The organism is Pseudoalteromonas sp. PS5, assembly GCF_004103255.1.
In the GTDB taxonomy this organism is placed as follows: Bacteria; Pseudomonadota; Gammaproteobacteria; order Enterobacterales; family Alteromonadaceae; genus Pseudoalteromonas; species Pseudoalteromonas peptidolytica.
In genome coordinates this window covers 1-20,431 of sequence record NZ_RCSQ01000079.1, presented here as the reverse complement: position 1 = coordinate 20,431, position 20,431 = coordinate 1, and the positions used below count along the sequence as shown (strand labels likewise).

The 20,431-nt window shown below is 41.9% G+C and carries 16 protein-coding genes; 6 read left to right on the top strand and 10 right to left on the bottom strand.

The annotated features are described in order from the left end of the window. Positions 1-55 precede the first annotated feature (55 nt). Entirely contained in the window at positions 56-850 is a 795-nt protein-coding gene (locus tag D9603_RS10795; RefSeq protein WP_128731308.1) for a kinase, read from the bottom strand. Between the two features lie 204 nt (positions 851-1,054). On the opposite strand from D9603_RS10795, the gene D9603_RS10790 reads away from it, so the two are divergent. Beyond that, positions 1,055-3,436 carry a TonB-dependent receptor gene (locus D9603_RS10790; RefSeq protein WP_128731307.1) on the top strand — a complete coding sequence of 794 codons (2,382 nt, stop codon included), beginning with the start codon at positions 1,055-1,057 and terminating at the stop codon, positions 3,434-3,436. Between the two features lie 504 nt (positions 3,437-3,940). On the opposite strand, the gene D9603_RS10785 is transcribed toward D9603_RS10790, so the two are convergent. From D9603_RS10785 to D9603_RS10760, 6 genes are all read right to left on the bottom strand, one after another. Continuing rightward, on the bottom strand, positions 3,941-5,950 hold the full coding sequence (locus D9603_RS10785) for a TonB-dependent receptor (protein ID WP_128731306.1): 2,010 nt from the start codon (positions 5,948-5,950) through the stop codon (positions 3,941-3,943). A 129-nt stretch (positions 5,951-6,079) separates the two neighbouring features. Then, positions 6,080-6,340: a hypothetical protein gene (locus D9603_RS10780; protein WP_125252825.1), complete on the bottom strand. Its 261-nt coding sequence runs from the start codon at positions 6,338-6,340 to the stop codon at positions 6,080-6,082. Between the two features lie 166 nt (positions 6,341-6,506). Continuing rightward, positions 6,507-6,758: a hypothetical protein gene (locus D9603_RS10775; RefSeq protein ID WP_125252782.1), complete on the bottom strand. Its 252-nt coding sequence runs from the start codon at positions 6,756-6,758 to the stop codon at positions 6,507-6,509. 6 nt (positions 6,759-6,764) lie between these two features. Next, positions 6,765-7,175, bottom strand: coding sequence for a DUF1761 domain-containing protein (locus D9603_RS10770; protein WP_128731305.1), 411 nt, complete (start codon positions 7,173-7,175; stop codon positions 6,765-6,767). 51 nt (positions 7,176-7,226) lie between these two features. Continuing rightward, positions 7,227-7,742, bottom strand: a complete 516-nt coding sequence (locus D9603_RS10765; RefSeq protein ID WP_125252780.1) for a response regulator — start codon at positions 7,740-7,742, stop codon at positions 7,227-7,229. Then, positions 7,723-8,994: an ATP-binding protein gene (locus D9603_RS10760; protein ID WP_225740809.1), complete on the bottom strand. Its 1,272-nt coding sequence runs from the start codon at positions 8,992-8,994 to the stop codon at positions 7,723-7,725. Before D9603_RS10760 ends, D9603_RS10765 begins: the two co-directional genes overlap by 20 nt. 150 nt (positions 8,995-9,144) lie before the next feature. Here D9603_RS10760 and D9603_RS10755 point away from each other — a divergent pair, with 150 nt between their 5' ends. Next, complete coding sequence (locus D9603_RS10755; protein WP_128731304.1) at positions 9,145-10,215, top strand: ketoacyl-ACP synthase III; 1,071 nt, start codon at positions 9,145-9,147, stop codon at positions 10,213-10,215. Positions 10,216-10,334: 119 nt separating this feature from the next. Continuing rightward, the gene (locus D9603_RS10750) at positions 10,335-11,810 is read left to right on the top strand and encodes an aminoacyl-histidine dipeptidase (protein ID WP_128731303.1); all 1,476 of its coding nucleotides are present in this window, start codon (positions 10,335-10,337) and stop codon (positions 11,808-11,810) included. 65 nt (positions 11,811-11,875) lie between these two features. On the opposite strand, the gene D9603_RS10745 is transcribed toward D9603_RS10750, so the two are convergent. Together D9603_RS10745 and D9603_RS10740 are read right to left on the bottom strand one after the other, a co-directional pair. Then, complete coding sequence (locus tag D9603_RS10745; RefSeq protein ID WP_128731302.1) at positions 11,876-13,240, bottom strand: leucyl aminopeptidase family protein; 1,365 nt, start codon at positions 13,238-13,240, stop codon at positions 11,876-11,878. A gap of 55 nt (positions 13,241-13,295) precedes the next feature. Then, on the bottom strand, positions 13,296-13,670 hold the full coding sequence (locus tag D9603_RS10740; protein ID WP_125252776.1) for a hypothetical protein: 375 nt from the start codon (positions 13,668-13,670) through the stop codon (positions 13,296-13,298). Between the two features lie 529 nt (positions 13,671-14,199). On the opposite strand from D9603_RS10740, the gene D9603_RS10730 reads away from it, so the two are divergent. Together D9603_RS10730 and D9603_RS10725 are read left to right on the top strand one after the other, a co-directional pair. Beyond that, positions 14,200-16,791, top strand: coding sequence for a TonB-dependent receptor (locus tag D9603_RS10730; RefSeq protein WP_128731301.1), 2,592 nt, complete (start codon positions 14,200-14,202; stop codon positions 16,789-16,791). A 98-nt stretch (positions 16,792-16,889) separates the two neighbouring features. Further along, positions 16,890-18,356: a sulfotransferase gene (locus D9603_RS10725; RefSeq protein ID WP_128731300.1), complete on the top strand. Its 1,467-nt coding sequence runs from the start codon at positions 16,890-16,892 to the stop codon at positions 18,354-18,356. Here D9603_RS10725 and D9603_RS10720 read toward each other — a convergent pair. Further along, on the bottom strand, positions 18,298-19,218 hold the full coding sequence (locus D9603_RS10720; RefSeq protein ID WP_128731309.1) for an alpha/beta hydrolase: 921 nt from the start codon (positions 19,216-19,218) through the stop codon (positions 18,298-18,300). The genes D9603_RS10725 and D9603_RS10720 overlap by 59 nt on opposite strands. 175 nt (positions 19,219-19,393) lie before the next feature. Between D9603_RS10720 and rlmF the strand changes: the two genes are divergently transcribed. Continuing rightward, positions 19,394-20,263, top strand: coding sequence for a 23S rRNA (adenine(1618)-N(6))-methyltransferase RlmF (gene rlmF, locus D9603_RS10715; RefSeq protein ID WP_128731299.1), 870 nt, complete (start codon positions 19,394-19,396; stop codon positions 20,261-20,263). The last annotated feature ends 168 nt before the right edge of the window (positions 20,264-20,431 follow it).

The window sequence follows — 20,431 nt, the reverse complement described above, 5'->3', positions numbered from 1 at the left end:
TCCCGAGCTGGGGTTAATTAAGGTAATTGGTATAAGATAAGCAGTCTAAGCTCGGTTAATTGCCGAGCTTTGTTTTTATCTCAAGCACTTCCCTATTTTCTCCCAGCTTAACCTCAATATCAGCGGTATTAGGGAGGCTTAATATCCCCCATTCAGACAAGCGTTGAAAGGGCTGGATAAATCGCTCAACTTCATCATCTCCCATCCCTTTTCCCGTCATCGCTTTTAGCATATACTCTTGTTGTAATCGCCAACGATATACCCTATCAAAGCTCAGCCCATTCAAATAAATTAACGTATCTATTTGTGAAAAAATAGGTTGATACTGTTGATGTAAAATTTCATTTACTTGTAGACGAAATGCTCCATCTGCATCGTATTGCCGCTCAAAGCGATTAACTGGTAATACTAACTGGTTATGCTGTTGTGGGACTTGGCCAATGCACCAACCTTCAATAATCAGTACCTGAAGTCCAGCAGCTACAGTTCGCCATTGTGATTTTGGTATTTTTCTGTCTATTGACTTGTCAAATATCGGAAGGGTTATCGCTCTTCCTTGTTTAAACTGGGAGATAACTTCTTGTAGTAGAGCCACATCATGTGTTCCCGGCAATCCTCTTTGCTGAAATAGTGAGTGTCTTTGCGAAGCTAGGATCGCCCGCTCCTCAGGGTCTAGGTAAAAATCATCAAGAGAAACATGCTCAGAAACAATCGCAGATCCTATTAACTGTTTACACAGCGCCTGGCTCAGTGTCGATTTTCCCGATCCTTGAATACCAGAGACTCCTATCAATAGCGGCTTTGTCGAATTAAATATTCCAAATTTAACTAGTTCTTCAGCCAATTCCATATTTTTACCCTTACCAGCCCGATAAAAACCTTATTTGCATTATAAACTTAACATGTTCCCAATACACCTAGGAAAAAATAAAGTTACATTAAACTTGAATAATTTACATTAATAAATTATTTTTACCTGCTATTGATAATACGGCAATAGTATAAATATCGGTACTATTGCTTATTTCACATAAAAATAATAAAGGAAATCACAATGAAACCACTGGGTAAAATACCATTTGCTAAGAGCACTATTTGTCTTAGCATGCTAGCTGCATCATCTAGCTTTTACGCCACCGCCGAAACACAGTCTAATGACGGTGCCAATGAACAAATCGAAAAGATTACCGTAACCTCTCGCCGCAAAGAGGAAACTATCATTGAGATCCCGATGCAGGTTTCTACTATCTCATCAATGGACATCGCTGATCGTAACTTAGTATCAGCTGAAGATTTCTACAGAACCCTCGCTGGCGCAGCCTCCCCTAGAGGCCAGCTTATTTTACGTGGCCTCAGTGGAGGTAACACAGCATTTCCTGATACCACTAGTGTATTTGTGGATGATGTTCCTTTCACGTTTGAAAATCTAAACGACGTAGAACGAGTGGAGGTACTGCGTGGGCCACAGGGTACACTTTATGGCTCGAATGCCATCGGTGGTACCGTGAGGATAATCACCAAAAAGCCAGTACTTGATGAGTTTGAATTTTTCGCGTCAACACAAGTTGGAAGTGAAAAAGATGTTGATGGCCTGCACCGCAACATTTCAATGGGCGTTAACATTCCTCTTGTTGACGATACATTAGCACTGCGAGTCAGTGGTAATACAGAGCATGAACGTTACCAAATGGTAAACATGAATACCGGCGTTCAAGGAAATGCTGATAGAGGCTTCATACGTGGCCAACTGTTATGGCAAGTTGATCCTGAAACTTCTGTTACTCTAGGTTATGCCCATACAACTTTCAGCGATACAGGCACAACAACAGGCGATCGCTCTACACCTGGTTATTACTGGGACTATAGCTTGACTGCAAATGAAGAAGCGGAATACGGGTATGATGTTGACTTCTTTAAGGTTTCTTGTCCTGAAACTGCTGAGCGTCCACAATGTAACGCTGGCAGTGCGCCTATTGCTAACAAAGGTGTACCACAAAAATACCAAATTTGGGACTTAATGGACCCATGGTCTGACGCAACGAATGACCTTTTCACCATCAATATTCAGGATGACAACTTCTTCGATATTGCTTCATTAACTTATGCGGGCTCTCATCGCACCTATGAAGAAGATAGTATTCAGACTTCATGGAGCCGTTTAGACGCGTCAGATATGTTCCGTACTTGGATCATTGATCATCGTAAATATGAGCGCGTGACTCATCAGCTACGTTTCCAAAATATTGATATAAATTCGCCTCTATCTTGGACTATCGGTGCTTACTATGATGAAGTAGAGTACGGCTTCGATCCAAACTATCAAAATCAATACCATGAAAAAGGCGACAAAGTATCAGCACTCGCATTGAACTGGTGGGGTGCAGATGCCACTCAAATAGGTATAGATACGTTTGGCAATCCACAAAACAACTGGAATCTTACGAATATTCGTGACTACACCGAAGAGCTTGCTTTCTTCGCTGATGTTGCATACGAATTTGATTTAGGGGACTCTGGTAGTCTTGAGGTAAATGGTGGCGTTCGTCGCTTTGAGCTTAAAGATGGCTCTCACTATACACAGGAAGGTATTTGGGCTACTTCTGAAGATAACTTAAGCGGTGAAGAGTCAGGTAATCGTTATAAGTTTAGTGTTTCTTACCGTCCGACTGAAGAAATGTCTGTATACGGCTTATATTCAGAAGGATATCGACCAGGTGGTAACAACGGTCCATTAGCAGCATCATGTGAGGCAGATCCACTTGCTAAAAACCGTAAAGACCGTTACACGTCTGATGCTATCGAAAACTATGAGCTGGGCTTTAAAGCAAGCGTACTTGACAGAAAGGTCGACTTCTCAGCGGCAGTCTACCGTATTGATTGGACAGACATAAAAACCTCGGTATACATGGACACTTGTGGTTTCTCATACACAGCTAACGGTGGTGAAGCAAAGTCTGAAGGTTTCGAATTTGAGTCAACAGCTCGTTTAACTGACGACCTAACGATGTCATTCAACACGTCATATACAAGCTCTGAGATCACACAAGATAATGAGTCTATCTCAGCAAGTGCTGGTGATAAAATGACAATGGTACCGGAATGGAATGCGTACCTCGCGCTTGATCAAAATATTCAATTATTCGGTAAAGATGCTTACATCCGAGGTGAATACTCTTTCTATGATGAATATAAAACCCACTTCAACGTTCGTGATGAAGATAAGACACCAGCGTATAGCGTATTTAATGTGTCTGGACGTATTCAGTTAAGCGATAGCTTAAAACTTAGCGTATTCGTCAACAACTTATTTGATAAAGAAACTGCAACATACATGCGTGCACGCTCGAGAAATGCCAATAACTCGGCAGCTCAAGAGTACATTAACTACCTCAACGGTCGTACAATTAGCCTCCGTGTTGATTACACTTTCTTTTAAGAGATAACAAAAGTGCCACCAAACTGGTGCACTTTTGTTCTTTTAACACAGCCCTTTCTTGCTAATTCTCTCTATCTTTTACCAATTCTCTTAATTAACCCGAGATCGGTTTAAGCCATCAGTTCATCAATAGAAATTGATGGCTTTTTTTCTTTGTGGCTGTATGCAATCAGCGCACCCAAGACTGTTAATATGGTTGTAAAGAAAGAAGACTATAAGTTTGCTTAACGCTGATATTCATTGGCAAAACTAAACAAGGTTCACCAGCAAGAATTGCAAAGATAGACATTGACGGGAAACGGTTCAGAGCCGCTCTATTAAAACCTGATAATACCAAGGGCTGTTAGAAGCCGTCGTGATTGATAAGGGAATAGAGGCGGATATCCATCAGGGCTAGAGCGGATAAATCCGCTCATTAAAAAGCCGAATATATGGCAGCAATGAACTTTGAAATTCTATCAATTACTATCTTGTAATCGGAGAGAGTCCATATATGGTATTAGATTAATTAAAGTTTTTAATATATTGGATAGATAAGTTCCGCCCCTGTTGTGGTACATGACCATCAATGAGTCGGGGGTCAAATACTGTAAACTTTTTATCGAATAAATTTTCTGCTTTCAGTTGAATTTTAGCGCTGTCATCTAGGTGAAAAGAAGCTGTGCCGCCAATTAAGTAGTAACTCGGTTGCTCAAAATCGTCAATTGGCGATTCAGGTGGTGCTGACATAAATGTGCTATCACGCCAAATTGCGTTCAACGTCACTTCCACGGACTCTTTTTTGTACGTAAAGGCAAGCGCCGAAAACTTTTTAAAGCTACCATTTAATGGCTCATCAAATAACTGTGTGTACGCAGCTTGAACCCAAGTAGTACTACTTAAGTTTATATTGGCATTGATCTCAATACCTTGCATGCTGGTCTCGAAGACATTGTCAAAAGTGAACTCTGCCTGTTCATCATCTATTGGCACTAAATTAATGAAGTCTTCCAATTCGTTATCAAACAACACGACATCAAACTGCTTAGACTCGTCTTGATAGTGCCAAACAAGCTCTGTTGTTTTTACATACTCTGACGTTAAATTTGAATTCCCCGTCGTCACATCATCATTAGAGTTCAATTCATTACTGACAGGCGTACGGAATGACTCGCCGTACTGTAGCTTCAGCGTATTTACACTGTTATAGCTATATACAAAAGCAAGCCTTGGTGAGAGCTTATCATCAATGTCTTTGACTTCGTCATAGCGAACTCCAGCAAACATACTAAGTCTATCGTTAAAAAGATATTTGGACTGAACATAGCCTGCATATGAGTCAAAATCTTGAAGTAACGGGTAAAATGGCGCATATTCCATGATAGTCCGAACACCACCTAGATAATTACGATTATATATAACAATATCGCCTACAGTTTGATCATAATAAGTTGTTCTGACTCCTGCTTTGCTTTGTTCTTCCTCTGACAACTCAATACCAAAGTTCCAGTGCAATGTGTTACTCTGTTCAAAATCACCATCTAAGTTGTAGGTTAAATCCTTTGACTGCCAAGCAGGTCCAACTAAAAAGTCCCCTCCTTGCGTGATCCCTATTTCGTCAGCGGTAACGATCAGCCCAGCACTGTCAATATTATGTTCGATAAAGCTCACGGTGTGCGTTAATTTTAGTCGCTCTGAGAGTTGCGATTGATAAGCTAATATCGCAGCATAGTTTTCGCTTTTGTGCTCATTTTCACGAGAATAACGCGCTAAGTTAAGAAATTCATCAAGTTGAGTTCGGTTATATCGAATTTGCCAGCTCAGCGCTTGTGCTTTCCCACCTACCGTAATGAATAGTGACTCCAAAGGATCCTTAACGGTGCCAGAAAAGTAGTCCTCTCCAGAGCGTTTATTGAACCCGACGTTAGCGTAAAGTTCATTCTCATCAGCTAGTTGTGTAGATAGATTTATTGCAGCCTGAACACCGCCATGCTCTGCGTATCCAATAGACAACTGGTTACTTTGCTTTTTGGTTATCACATTCATAACACCAAGAAAAGCATTACTACCATAAAGCGCAGAGCCGGGGCCTCGGATAAATTCAACTTTATACACAATATCAATAGGAATGAACGGCGTATAGACGGACGCTTTACCAAAAGATGACTCATTCAGTCGCTGCCCATCAATCATCACCAACACATGTCCCGTATCTAAATACACCCCACGGGTATGCTCTTTTGGTACAGCGCCGACCCAATCACCTCGCGTCGACTGAAACCCAGGCACGAAATTCATCAAATCATATACATTATCAACACCTAAACTATTTATCTGTTCTGAGTTGAATACTGTAATGCTAGATGGGACTGAAGCTCTAGTCTCATCGGTTTTCGTGGCTATTGAGACATTAACATTCAGCAACTCTTCAAATGAGAGTTGATAGAGATCTGAACTTGTCGCTTCTTGCTCTGCGACAGCGGTAAGAGGAGTTATAAACAGCGCAACTTTAATTAAGGCACTTAAATTTTTCATATATTACGAGCTCTATGTTCCCACACTTCACTCGTAGCGTTAGAGTAATCTAACCTACGTAGCAGCATATGATTAACTTAATAATACTTGCTCTTTGCTACTACGCAAGTTTTTGATTAACCTTTTCTTTTAGGCTGCTGCTACCTTTTTAGCTTTAAAATACTTAAACAAGCCTATAAGCGAAGCTGCGATCCAAAATAGCTCAATAACAAAGCTTGCTAAGTTAAAGTTATAGCAAAGGCTAATAAGCAAAAGAATCGCGCCAGTTAAATTCATCAGATTGTAGGTTAAACTCTCTGGTGATGCTTTCTCAAGCTGCAACATAAAGAACGCACCTACGACTAGGAAAGTACCGCTCATACCTATAATATCGAACATTAAATCGATCATGTTTTTTCCATTTTGCAAGACCCAATAGGCTGGCCCAGTTCCATGGGAAGGGTCGCTTTCATTCATTGAAACAGCAAAGACAAACGGCGAGATAGTAACAAACTAAAAAAATCAGGACAGGACATTTGTCTGTCTTTTAGCGAGAACTAAAAAAACATTAGCGCCATTATTTGAATGTGACTTTTCCGCCAATGATTTTCAATGCAGGAGCTCCACGAACGAGTGAGTCACGGGCAAACACACTGCCACAACTTGGGCAGCTTGTCTGCTCCGCTGTAAAATCTTGACTTATACGTTCTTTGAAACACTTCACTAGGCTTCCTTTTCCGCCTTTACGATACTTAAACAACTTTTGTTTGCAACTGGCGCAAAAAATATCGACTGTTCTTACTGGGCCTTTTTTGTTTGGCTTTGCCATCTTCCTTTAACTCATTATACGTAACACAAACGCGATAAGTGTGAACTGTAACATATGGTAGCCGCCGTTGACTAAAAACAACTTCAATGGACGTTGTTCAAAGATATAACTTATTCCTAGGGCACTCGCGACAAAGCAGATCCCAACTCCAGCTCCAAAGGCGGTAGCACCAATCAATGAAAATGATGGTGCAATTACCATTGCCATAAATACGCTAGCTAGCAGCGATAACAAAAACGCCATACCAAATGTCATCTTTGGGTCGCTTGTTTGTAAATCTAACTCGGTAAGTCCACAGCCCTCTAGCCACGTTTTTTGAAATAACACAGGTGAATACCAAATCCCGCCCAACATGAAGGACGAGAGCGCAGCAAGCAAAATAGCCCATAGATTCAATGCTTCAAATGAGAGTATCATCGACTGACTCAGCATATTTCAGTTTAGTTAATAATCAGTATATGTGAAAACTTACTTATAAGCAGGTTTCTTTTGTAATTTCCTCTGTAATGTTCGTCGGTGCATATTTAGCTGACGTGCGGTCTGTGATATGTTGCCGTCATTCGCCTTTAAAACCTGTTGAATGTGTTCCCATTCAAGCCGCTCTGGAGACATAATTTCGGCTTCAAGATTGTCGGTTTTTTCACCCAATAAAGTCTGTAAAATCAAGCTTGTGCTTGCTGGTTTTGTGAGGTAATCATCTGCGCCAAGTTTGATAGCTTCAACCGCGGTGGCAATACTAGCATAGCCTGTTAACAGTACCACTTTAGAGCATGGATGATGCTGTTTGATTGTGGCGATAAAATTAACAGAGTTTGCCTTATCCAGTTTCATATCTAATAAAAAGTAGTCAAATGAGCAAGAATCAACTGCTGTTAACATCTCATCTATAGTTGTGACATGCTGAACAGTTAACCCATGTTTTTCTAGCCGACGCATAAGCGTTTGTGCATATGGCACATCATCTTCAACGAGTAATAATTTCATCTCTCACCTTTGGTAATTTGATAGTGCACTTTGTTCCGCCTGAGATGCAATTTTCTATCGCTAATTGTCCACCAAGCCGCTCTATTGTGGCGTGGCTAAGCAGGACAGCCATACCTAATCCTGACTCACTATTCACCACATGCTGTCCAAGCTGCTTGAGCTTTTCTTCATCTATGCCCAATCCACTATCAAGGATTGTAATACGGTGTTCTGAGTCTGTTGAATTTAGCTTTATCTTGATATCAACTTGACCAGCTTGCTCGTTCGCTCTAACACCATTACTGATCAGATTCAAAATAGAAGGCGCGAGCATGGGATCATCGGTTAACTCCCCTTCGAGATTCTCTAATTCAAAATGAAAGTGTTGGTTTGGAAACTGTAAGCTAACTAGCTCGCTCAACTGCTCAGCAAAGCGTTCAATGGTAATAGTTATTTTTGATGCTGACTTTAAATACTCGGTGAACTCTCTGAATACATCAAGCTGCTCCTTACAACGGAATAGTGGCTCAGACATGTCCGCTACACATGGCTCATTAGGATAAAGTTCATCTAACTCCTCATGTAACAATGCCAAATGCGCAATAGGTGTAGCTAGCTGATGCGTCGCTTGTGCAGCAGCGCTTCCTAACGCAATAATTTGTTCCTGCTGTAGCTGTTGTTCTCGCAGTGACGCTATAGCTCGCTCTTTCTTACGATTTTGCTTTACCAATAAACTCACAACGGTTGCCACAACAATGATTGTAAAGGTAAAGTTTACCAACATACCTAGTAGGTGTGTCGACATATCCATATGATGCACATGCTCATGGGACATTTTTATGTACAAATAAACGTAAGCACCAATCGCACTTGCCGATACCACTAACATATTCAACGTCGGTATTGTTACCGCAGCAATCACTGTTGGCAGAACCAACAGGGATACAAACGCATTGGTAGCTCCCCCTGTCAAATCCAGCAAAATAGTCAAAAATAGAATATCTGCTAGCAGCTGCATCGTCATACCTATCGGCTCCGCCTCTTTAGTATGGCGGTAGGCGTAGATACTCAGTAATTGAAAAACCGACTCAGCTGCCACAACACCGACCACAGCAACAAAGTCAAACTGCTTGCCAAATACCAGCGCTGCAAATAGCAACATCAGTATCTGTATAACAATTGCCACTGAGCGCAATAATAAAAGTTGCCCCAATGCAGAGCTTGGCGAAAACGCAATGTTCATCATATGGTTTGAGTTTGACGGTTTTATCAAAATTATACCGATTTTAGTTAAAATTACTGTGATTAATATCAGTTAATCACGTCTTAGTCGATGGCATGTATCGCTTTTATGGCAATACCATGAAGGATTTGGTATAAATGAAAAAATTGGCCGACTGGTCGGATTAGATTAAGAGACACTATGGTTTACGCAAAAATCACAGGCTGGGGGAAATGTATTCCACCAGCAAGCATTAGTAATGACGAAATAAGTACTGTCGTTGATACAAACGACGAGTGGATAAGCACAAGAACAGGGATCAGATCTAGACGTGTCAGTCATGTTAGCACTGCAGATCTCGCTACGGTTGCAAGCCAACATGCACTGGCCTGTGCTGGTGTAGATGGCAAAGATATTGACTTGGTGCTACTTGCAACTTGTACCCCTTCAACCATGGTTGCAAACACTGCTTCTTTGGTGCAGAAAAACATTGGCGCAGTTGGTGCGGCAGCATGTGACACTAACGCTGCGTGCTCCGGCTTTTTGTACGCATTACAAAACGCCACAGCTCAAATCCAAGCTGGCATGATCAAAAAAGCGGTTGTAGTAGCGGCTGAACGCATGACTTGGTACGTTAACTGGGCAAAGCGTGACAGCGCAGTTTTGTTTGGTGATGGTGCTGGTGCAGTCGTTTTGGAGGCGAGCGAGGAGCCTGCGGGCTTACTTGGTACCAAAACAGGGTGTGATAGCTCAGATCGCAGCATTCTTCACATCCCAAATTATGGTACCGACATGGATCGCTGTGCGGGTACTGGGCCGTCGGATCTGTCGTTTGAAGGCCGTGAAATTTTTAAGCGTGCCGTAAAGGGCATGAGTGAAGCTTGTGATGACGTATTAAAACAAGCTTCACTATCGTTAGATGATATTGATGTACTTATCCCTCATCAGGCAAATCTTCGTATTATTCAAGCCATTCAAAGTCGATTGGAAATCGCAGACGATAAAGTAATGGTTAATATCGATAAATACGGCAATACATCTGCTGCAACCATTGCGATTGCACTATGTGAAGCTGTAGAAAATGGCTTGATCCAACCACACGCAAATATCATGTCAGCGGCGTTTGGAGCAGGCTTAACATGGGCCGCAAGCTATCTAAAATGGGGTGATAGAGTAACCCCAATTGCCAGCTCTGATGCCAGCCTACCTCCTTGTGATAAAACCGGACTTGAGTTAATTGCACCTGCGGTTGCGGTAAGTAGAGGTCAGTAATCGCCTATTTTACACTCAAGCCGTACTCCTTAGGTAAAGTATGGCCTGAATAACTCGATTTTGCCCTTGGGTGGATGGTAACATTGTTGCATTATTACCATCCACCCAAGGAGTTCACTGTGCTTAAAGCGCATACAGAAGTCAGCCAATTAGAACCTCAAGCCATTTGGAAATTCTTTGACCAAATTTGTGCTATCCCTCACCCATCAAAACATGAAGAAGCATTAGCAGGCTTCATTGTTGAATGGGCCGAAAGTAAAGGCCTAGCAGTTCGCCGTGACGAAGTTGGTAATGTGTTCATTAAAAAGCCAGCAACCGCTGGTATGGAAAACCGCAAACCCGTAGTGCTGCAAGCACATATTGATATGGTGCCTCAGAAAAATGATGATACTGCTCATGATTTTGTTACCGATCCTATCAAGCCATTTGTTGATGATGGTTGGGTAACCGCTACCGGCACTACATTAGGTGCTGATAATGGTATTGGTATGGCATCATGCCTTGCTGTACTGGACGCAGACGACATCAAGCACGGTCCACTGGAAGTATTGCTCACCGTTGATGAAGAAGCTGGGATGAGTGGTGCTGTTGGCTTGCAGTCAGGCTGGTTAGACGGTGAAATCTTACTCAACACAGATTCTGAGCAAGAAGGCGAGATCTACATGGGGTGTGCAGGAGGAGTCGATGCCTCAATGACGCTACCGCTTGAAAGAGAAGCAATACCTGCAAATCATCAAGTTTTCGAGCTTTCTCTCAAAGGCTTACGCGGCGGGCATTCAGGCGTTGACATACATACTGGACGCGCAAATGCTAACAAACTTTTGGCACGTTTTTTAAAGCACCACATTGCAGATTTTGACTTCAAACTTATTGATATTAGAGGCGGCTCGCTACGCAATGCGATCCCTCGTGAAGCTTATGCCATGGTAAGCTTTGACAGCAGCAAGGCTGACCAATTTCAGTCTCTAGTTGAACAATATGAAACCACAGTAAAGCAAGAGCTTAGCGCTATTGAATCAGGGATCACTTTTGCACTCAACACCATCGATAACCATCATTTAGCACTCACAACAAAAAGCCAAAGCAAAGTATTAGCATTACTGAACGCCTGCCCAAATGGCGTTATTCGAATGAGCGATGATATAAAAGGGGTTGTTGAGACCTCTCTTAATATGGGGGTGATTTCAACCTCAGAGAAAAATCTTGAGGTGCTTTGCTTGATCCGATCATTAATTGATTCAGGCCGAAGTGATGTCGAAGGTATGCTACGATCACTCGCTGAACTGAGCGAAGCCGACATTGAATTTAGCGGAGCTTATCCCGGCTGGAAGCCAGATCCTAACTCGCAAGTTTTGGCGATATTCCGCGATATGTATGAATCTATCTACGGTGAGAAGCCGCATATAATGGTGATCCATGCAGGCCTTGAGTGTGGTCTATTTAAAGAGCCATACCCAAATATGGATATGATTTCTTTTGGCCCAACCATAAAGTTTCCGCATTCTCCTGAAGAAAAAGTAGAGATCGCAAGCGTAGGTCTGTATTGGCAACAAATGAAAGGAATACTGGAAAATATTCCAGAAAAAAGCGTTTAATTAATAAATAAAAGCCCAGACGCTTAATCATCGCTGGGCTTTTTTACAACAGGTAAATAAAGCAGTTAGCTAAACTTTTTCTCGAGATAGCTGAACATCGTTCTCAATCCGAGCGCCTCACCGCCGACCGGTCTACCCGGAAGTGCTCTTAAGTTCCACGCCATAACGTCGAAATGAAGCCAAGGTGTAGTTTGAGGCTCAACAAATTCTTTTAAGTAAAGTGCCGCAGTAATAGAGCCACCAAATGGCGTTGAGCCACAGTTGGCAATATCAGCTACATCACTCTTAAATAACGCTTTATATTGATCAAATAGCGGCAGCTGCCAAATTGGATCGGCATTGCTCAGCCCTATTTCCATTAACTCAGCAGCAATTTTTTGATCTGTCGAGTAAAAACCAGGAAGCTCAGTTCCCAAAGCAATGCGACATGCACCGGTTAACGTAGCAAAATCGACTAAAAGCGCTGGAGATTCCGTTTGTGCTTCTGCTAACGCATCGCAAAGCACCAATCGCCCTTCAGCGTCAGTATTGTCTATTTCAACGGTGATACCTTTACGTGTTTTTATCACATCTCCTGGTCTAAAAGCATTACGCGAAACAGCATTCTCAACCGCAGGGATAAGCACGCGTAACCGCACCGGTAATTTTGCTGCCATAATCATATTAGCAAGTGCAATAACATGGGCAGCACCGCCCATGTCTTTTTTCATATTGCGCATACCAGACGCAGGTTTCAGGTCAAGTCCACCAGAATCAAAGCACACTCCCTTGCCCACAAGCGTCAGTTTAGGGTGCTTATCATCCCCCCACCGTAAGTCTAATAATCTTGGCGCATTATCACTGGCACGACCAACCATATGAATAGTCGGATAGTTTTGTTCTAGTAATTCATCACCAACAATTTGATTAAAATCAGCACCATATTGCTCAGCAAGTTCTGACATCACTTCAGCCATATGCTGTGGCATCATATCTGCGGCAGGTGTGTTTACTAAGTCACGAGCAAGGTTTATCGACTCAACTGTCGCTTTGACTTTGTGATAAGTCTGCTCATCAGCAATAGCCAGCTTAGCAACAATAGGTGCAAGCTCTTTGTAAGCGGCAAACTGGTATGCACCGAGCAAAAAGGCAGTAGCGTTAGCTTCAACTAGCTCCTCAGCAACATCTAGAGTGTAAGTGCCTTTTGGTAGTTGTTTAGCAAGATTACCTAAAGCCCAAAAATCTCCCTCTTCTTCAATCAAAACGATGACTCGCTCAACCTCATTAGAGCCTAAAGCAGGAATGACAATCGTTTTTTGTGACTGAAGTTTTGCAGTATTAATAAGTAATTGAACGGTTTCTGATTGCTTTGCTTGCCACGATACTAGGTCTGTCGCGGAAAAAAGAGAAATGGGTGTACCCATAGAAGAGTGAACGACTAGATTGTTCATGTAGGCCTCAAATTTATAATGTCCTTACGTAGATTAACAAGCCTAAAAAGAAAATTCACGAATTCTTGGTATCTGTCGGTTTTTTTTTCAAATTAAAGGAGCTTGGCAGCACATCGACCCCCACTAAGCTACCTACTTTTACAATAATTGGAATGGTGATAGGAGCAAAAGGCAAAATCGCAAATACGCCTAGTCCAAGGCCTTTCAGTATATCAACAAGTTGTGCGTTAGCAGTCTTTAGTTCAGTCCTATCTGCTTTTCCCAAGGTGTAGCGCTTATAAATTTCAAGCATTTCTTTGGTTTCTTGCTTTTCTTGTTCAAGGGCACATTTAAGCGCAACCATAGCGCGGCGTAATCTGATCTGCTGCCGGCGTTTACTGATCCGAGCAACGCGCATCGGTGCTTTGTGAACAACTTTGATCAGTTTCATTCATTAACTCAAAAATAGTGATAACCCAAGTCTATCAAAGTTTACGCGCTTTTAGCTATTAGCCATTAGTACAAAAATATGTGCTAGCCATGTAGAGGGGTAATTTTTTTGTATAAAATACCCGACTCAATATGATTTCCCCACGACATAGCTAGAATTCTCGATCACACCTCTGCAACCAAGACGTGAGCTTTAATTATGCTTAAATAATAAACAAAAATTCAATATTCGCTGTTACCTTCCTCCGCTATTTTATCATCATAGATATGCAACAAATTAAGCTTAATGTGAGAAACCAAAGAAAAGCCATAAAACATCATCTTTAACAACAACTTATATTTAGGATTTTGACATTCTTTATAGCGGAAACAAAAAGTTATTCAGAAAGTTGCAGTTTTCTAAATCGCTGCTAATTTTAAAAAAGCGCTTGCCAACACATAGCAAATTAAATTATATGTGTATTAAAGGTAAAAATATTATAAATGACCTTTTTATTGGTATGACAACAACAATCAACTGGGGAAACAGGATGAAACAAAATAGTAACACGCTGCGCCGTGCAATTCGCCTTGCGCTAGCGTCAGCTGCAACAACATCACTTCTTACAACAACTGCCATAGCTGAAGAGGCCGATAAACCCAAAGTCGATGAGAAAATAGAAAAGATTGCTGTAGTCGGTTCAAGGGCTGCGCCTCGTTCTGTTGGCGAGTCGCCGGTTCCAATCGATATCATCGGCGCAGAAGATATGTCCAAAGCAGCGGGCTCAGATATGCTTGAGTTGCTCAAAGGTTCCGTTCCATCACTAAACGTGCATGCGAACCCTATCAGCGATGCAGCAACCTTAGTGAGACCAGCCAACCTACGTGGCTTGCCAGCAGATAGTACGCTTATTCTATTAAACGGTAAGCGTCGTCACCGCTCATCGGTTATTGCTTTCCTTGGAGGCGGTATTAACGACGGTGCACAAGGTCCTGACATTTCAGTGATCCCAAGTATTGCGCTAAAGCAGGTTGAAGTTCTTCGTGATGGCGCTGCTGCACAGTACGGTTCAGATGCTATTGCTGGTGTAATGAACTTCGTACTGAAAGACGCAAGTGAGGGAGGTTCTTTCTCAGTGCGCCAAGGCGAGTATTATGAAGGGGATGGCGACACAACAGTTATAGAAGGTAATGTCGGTTTGCCATTTACCGATAACGGCTTTGCAAACCTTAGCTTCCAATATAAGGAAGCTGATGCGACAAGCAGAAGTGTTCAACGTCCGGACGCTGCCGCTTACATCGGTGCGGGTGTAGAAGGTGTTGGTGACCCAGCACAAATATGGGGCGCTCCAGAAATTAAAGATGATATTAGTATCTTTGGTAATGTTGGTGTAGACGTTACAGATAATGCGCACTTCTATATGTTTGGTAATTACTCAGAACGCGACGTCAAAGGGGGTTTCTACTACCGGAACCCTCAGACCCGCCCCGGTGTGTATTCTAACGACGGTGGAGAAACACTACTAGTTGGAGACCTAGATGGCGTTGGCGTTGGTATTGAGTGTCCAGTCGTCAACCTTACTGACAGAAACGTTGAAAATATTCCGGCTTATCAATTAATTGCAGCCGATACCGAGTTAGGCCGCAACTGTTTCGCGTTTAATGAAATTTTACCTGGCGGTTTTACTCCAAACTTTGGTGGCAACATTACTGACACCTCTTTGACTATCGGTGTTGAAGGTGAGTTTCAAGATGGCTTTTTGGAAGGTGGCTACTGGGATTTAAGTGGCTCAGTAGGACGTAATGAGTCACGCTATTTCATTACCAATACGGTAAACGCATCTCTTGGTGCTGACACGCCAATGGATTTCAGCCCAGGTAAGTACATACAATTAGAAAAGAATTTCAATTTCGATGTTTCTAAAGGCTATGATTTTGATCTTGCATATGACGTGAATGTTGCCGCGGGTCTCGAATGGCATGAAGAAACCTTTGAGGTACTTGCAGGCGATGAAGCATCATTTATCGCAGGTCCACTTACGCAGCAAGGTTTTGGTATTGGTTCTAATGGTTTCCCTGGCTTTAAACCGTCAGCAGCCGGAGAATACACTCGTCGTAACTACGCTGCTTACATCGATATTGAAACCCCATTTACTGAAGACTTTTTAATGGGATGGGCACTAAGATACGAAGACTACGATACATTTGGTTCAACCACCAACTTCAAAATTACTGGTCAATATCACGTTACCGAAGACTTCTCTGTACGTGGCTCGGTGAGCACCGGTTTTAGGGCACCAACGGTTGGTCAAGCAAATGTCTCTAACGTTCAAACAAACTTAAGTAGCGGTGTGCTAGTTGACTCTGCATTACTTCCACCAACTAACCCTGTCTCAGAGCAGCTAGGTGGTACAGAGCTGACTCCTGAAGAGTCAGAAAGCTTTACTTTAGGCGCAGTATACCGTTCTGGTGACCTGTTTATCACATTGGATTACTACAACATAGAAGTCACTGATCGCTTGAGTCAATCAGAAAAAATTGTGTTGAGTGATGCTGATAAAGAGGCACTTAAAGCAGCAGGTGTACCAAATGTAGATAATCTAGCTCAAGTCAGTTTCTTTACAAACGACTTCGATACCACTACTCAAGGGGTCGACTTGGTAGGTAACTACTCGATGGACATGCTTGGAGGTTACGCGACCTTCAGTGCAGCCTACAACTGGAATGAAACCGAAGTAGACCGGTTTTCTGCAATTACTGGTGATTTCAAGGTATCTCGTCTAGAAAACGACCTGCCAAAACACAGAGGCACACTAACTTGGTCCCAACAGTGGGATACTTTTTCAGGTTTTGTTCGAATGAACTACTACGGTGAGTATCAAGGTGTCCACGTAGATTATGACGCAACGGCTAAAACAGCTGATGCAACTATCACGTTCGATGCAGAGTTAACTTATTTTGCAACAGATTCAATTAGCTTATCTGTTGGTGCAAATAATATTTTCGACCAAGATCCTGAAGAACTTGATTTTTATGACGCAACTGGCATTCCAAATAATAACTGGGGTGGCAAATACTACGAAACCTCACCATACGGTATAAATGGCGGCTTCTACTACGTCAAAGCAACATATACGTTCTAACTTTTACTGTAACCCAGAAACAAAGGCGAACTAGCAATAGCTATTTCGCCTTTTTATTTTTATTCTATTGAAAATTGATTAAGTAACTCTATTAGCACATGTTGTTATTACAGCGAGCCAACGAGCTGTTGGCAGAGAACAAACTTCGAGAAGCCGAGTTTATGTACAAATCGGTTTTAAAACAATCACCAAAAAATGGCGCGGCTCTTTTTGGAGTAGGTCGTATCTGTATGCGTTTAGAGCAGTATGATAATGCAATCTACTACTTAAAAAGAGCCTGTGAACACCTGCCAAAAATGCTCGAGCCACTTTTTGCATTAGCAGACGCATTTTTAGCGGTTGGCTCACCAGTCGACGCAAAAACCGTACTTGAATACACGCTTAGCGTGGCAAAACATAATGCCCAAGCCCATTATCAACTCGGCCAATTTTATCTGGACTATGGCTTCATCGAGCAGGCAGAAAATGTTTTTAAAGCTGGGTTGAGCTGCCCACACAGCGCGGTGACTGCATTTATGCTTTATGAACTCGTACAAATGTCAAAACCAAACGCGCTCTCAAGCTATTTAATTCAATTAACTAAACTTGAGGAGGAGTTTGAAACCCCTAGGCTGAAAACCGTTGTCTACTATGCAAAAGCAAAATGTCATGAACGTTTAGGTGATTACAAGCTCGCGCAGGAGCATTTTGCGCTAGCAAATGAAACTCAGCTATCCTTGAGTGAGTTTCGCACTCTAGATATGCTTCCATTTTTTGAATCGATTAAACAGTATTGTGGCCAATCTTTCTTTAATAAACCCAGTGATAAAGTAAAAACAACATTTACACCGGTATTTATTGTTGGTCTACCAAGAACAGGATCTACGCTCCTTGAGCAAATGTTGGTGCAACACTCAAATATTGGAACTCTTGGCGAGAATACAGTGATCAGTGACAAAATTGTCCCCTATCTCAGTATGCGTAATAATGCTGAGTTTCCCGTATGCTTAAACCAACTCAGTAATTCGATGTTAGATCATTGCCGCATTCTCTATGTCGATGAAATAAAACGACATCGAGTATCTGAAGAAGTTGTGATAAATAAGCTACCAGCGAATTTTCAAAATCTGGGGTTAATCCACAAGCTCTTCCCCGAAGCGCGAGTAATTCATTTAACACGCAATTTCAAAGCAACAGCTTGGTCAGTATACAGTAACCATTTCGCCGAAAGTGAACCTTATTTTTGCTCTTTAAGTGAGTTCGCCTTGTATGCACAAGCGCAAAGCGACCTTATGTCTCATTTTTACCAATTTATGAAAAGGGACATTTTCACGTTTAGTTACGAACAACTGATTGCTGAACCAGAAAAAACCATCAAGAAATGTTTGGGCTTTTTGTATCAAAAGTACGAACCTGAATGCTTGGACTTTCATAAGTCTAAAAAGCCAGTGCTTACCTTGAGCAAAGCCCAAGTTAGAAAGCCAATCAGTACGCAACCACTAGAAAAGTGGCAGCGTTATGAAGGGTTTATTGAGAAGATGCTCCCCCAACCGCAAAGCGATCAAACCACGCAAGCAAATCTTTAAATTGATCATCACGTGCATGTTTATGGGTTAACATATCTATGTGCCCATAATTATGTTGATGACCGTGTGTTTTCCCATAAATCTTAAGCTCTTGGATCCCATTTCCTGACTCACTTATGAAAGCTTTAATATCAATAGGTTGTGCAAGCGCCTTATCTTTAACTCCTGCTATGTGCAAAGTCGGTGGTAACATTATATGTTGTAAAACAGAGGAGTAATCAAAGCCATCGTCAGAATCTATCCAAGGATTCTTTTGTGCCCAGTCAGCACTTTGAGCATGCGATTTTAGAGACTCATCATCGCTTCCCCAACCGAGCTTCTTCGCTGGTAGATAACCATACTTTTTGGAGTAGTAATGTGCAACATTAAACCATAACAGGTTTGCTTTAAGTAATTTACTGGGGTGATTATTATACAAGCTACGCTTAGAGCCAAAATAGACACAAGCTTTCACGTGCTGAATTTCACTTGGAAAGCGTGCAAAAACACTATTCATCAATACGCCCCCCCAAGAATGCCCAACCCAATATTGTGCTCTAGAGCCAGTGTATTGCTCGATAAAATTCAGCATTTCAGGAATTTCGTACAAAATTGATTCAGTTTGTCCGTAAGTCGCTTCTGAATCAATTTTTGGCGTGCTTCCACCTCGACCACGAAGATCACCCACAAAACAACGATAACCATGTTCAGCCAAAAAAGGGGCTAATCCTTTATTAGATTCAGTGTAGAAAATTTTACCATTCTCGACCGCACCATGCATAAAGAATACAACAGGACCAATACTACCGGGTTTCGCTATATATCTGAGGTGGAGTTTGTGCCCATCCTCTATATCTACTAACAGAGATTTTTGCTCTACCATTTCTTTGTTTTGATTTTTTAAACGTTTGTTCCTCATCGTACCAGTTGAGTGGTTGATAAGTAAACTCCAAAACAAGGCGAGCAAAAGTTGGTATGTCTTTAAGATAAAGTATTTTTTCAAGACTTAAGAGTTCGATTAAAAGTGTTATAATCTTTTTATTTATTCGAAGAACCCCGTGCATCCAAGAAACAAGCATAACTCTGGCTATGATCTCGATAAGCTCATAACACTCGAACCCATTTTAAAAGATTTTGCTTACAAACGAGCTGATGGTATCAGAAGTATCGACTTCGCAAACCCAGATGCCGTGAAACTGTTAAATAAAGCATTGCTTAAATCAGACTACGATATCCAAGTTTGGGATATCCCCCCACAGTTTTTGTGCCCCCCCGTGCCAGGCAGAGCAGACTACATTCACGCGCTCAAAGATTTACTCGACGAAAGTGATTTGCCTGACAAAGTTCAAGGCGTAGATATTGGCACCGGTGCCAATTTGATCTACCCCATCTTAGGTTCAAGGGAATATAACTGGCGTTTTGTAGCATCCGATATAAATCCTGTTGCAGTAAAATGTGCTAAAACCATCGCAGAATTAAATAAGTTGCCAGTAAAGGTTCTTCAGCAAAAGCAGCCTAATCAATTTTTTAAGACAATCATAAAAGCAAACCAATTTTATCATTTTTCCATGTGTAACCCGCCCTTTCATTCGAGTGAAGCCGAAGCAAACAAAGGAACACAGCGCAAGTGGAGAAACCTCAATAAAACGCCACAAAGTTCACTAAACTTTGGCGGCCAGGCTCAAGAATTATGGTGTGAAGGTGGAGAAAAACGCTTCTTGCTTAATATGATAGCTGAGAGTGCGATGTACAAAGAGCAAATTTACTGGTTTACATCTCTCATCTCTAATAAAGACAATATAAAACCGCTTCAAAAGCAAATTAGAAAAGTCGCAGCAGAACAAGTGAGAATAATAGAGATGGGTCAAGGTAATAAGATAAGCCGTTTTATCGCATGGAGTTTTTTCAAACCCGCTTCATCACTATAACTTTAATCTAGAAACTTCAGTAAATGGATCCACGTGCTAGAAAGCCTATCGCATTGTTGATTATTACCATGCGTTCGTCTCTAGTCACACAGCTCGGCGGGTAAACCGCCTCCTACCAGTGCTGCACTATGGTGGTGTCGTGGTGGGAGCGAGTTTACCTCGCGATGT

Bases quoted from the DNA above. Each gene is read 5' to 3' on its own strand.
- D9603_RS10795 (WP_128731308.1), bottom strand. From the start codon at position 850: ATGGAATTGGCTGAAGAACTAGTTAAATTTGGAATATTTAATTCGACA.
- D9603_RS10790 (WP_128731307.1), top strand. From the start codon at position 1,055: ATGAAACCACTGGGTAAAATACCATTTGCTAAGAGCACTATTTGTCTT.
- D9603_RS10785 (WP_128731306.1), bottom strand. From the start codon at position 5,950: ATGAAAAATTTAAGTGCCTTAATTAAAGTTGCGCTGTTTATAACTCCT.
- D9603_RS10780 (WP_125252825.1), bottom strand. From the start codon at position 6,340: ATGATCGATTTAATGTTCGATATTATAGGTATGAGCGGTACTTTCCTA.
- D9603_RS10775 (WP_125252782.1), bottom strand. From the start codon at position 6,758: ATGGCAAAGCCAAACAAAAAAGGCCCAGTAAGAACAGTCGATATTTTT.
- D9603_RS10770 (WP_128731305.1), bottom strand. From the start codon at position 7,175: ATGATACTCTCATTTGAAGCATTGAATCTATGGGCTATTTTGCTTGCT.
- D9603_RS10765 (WP_125252780.1), bottom strand. From the start codon at position 7,742: ATGAAATTATTACTCGTTGAAGATGATGTGCCATATGCACAAACGCTT.
- D9603_RS10755 (WP_128731304.1), top strand. From the start codon at position 9,145: ATGGTTTACGCAAAAATCACAGGCTGGGGGAAATGTATTCCACCAGCA.
- D9603_RS10745 (WP_128731302.1), bottom strand. From the start codon at position 13,240: ATGAACAATCTAGTCGTTCACTCTTCTATGGGTACACCCATTTCTCTT.
- D9603_RS10740 (WP_125252776.1), bottom strand. From the start codon at position 13,670: ATGAAACTGATCAAAGTTGTTCACAAAGCACCGATGCGCGTTGCTCGG.
- D9603_RS10730 (WP_128731301.1), top strand. From the start codon at position 14,200: ATGAAACAAAATAGTAACACGCTGCGCCGTGCAATTCGCCTTGCGCTA.
- D9603_RS10725 (WP_128731300.1), top strand. From the start codon at position 16,890: ATGTTGTTATTACAGCGAGCCAACGAGCTGTTGGCAGAGAACAAACTT.
- D9603_RS10720 (WP_128731309.1), bottom strand. From the start codon at position 19,218: ATGGTAGAGCAAAAATCTCTGTTAGTAGATATAGAGGATGGGCACAAA.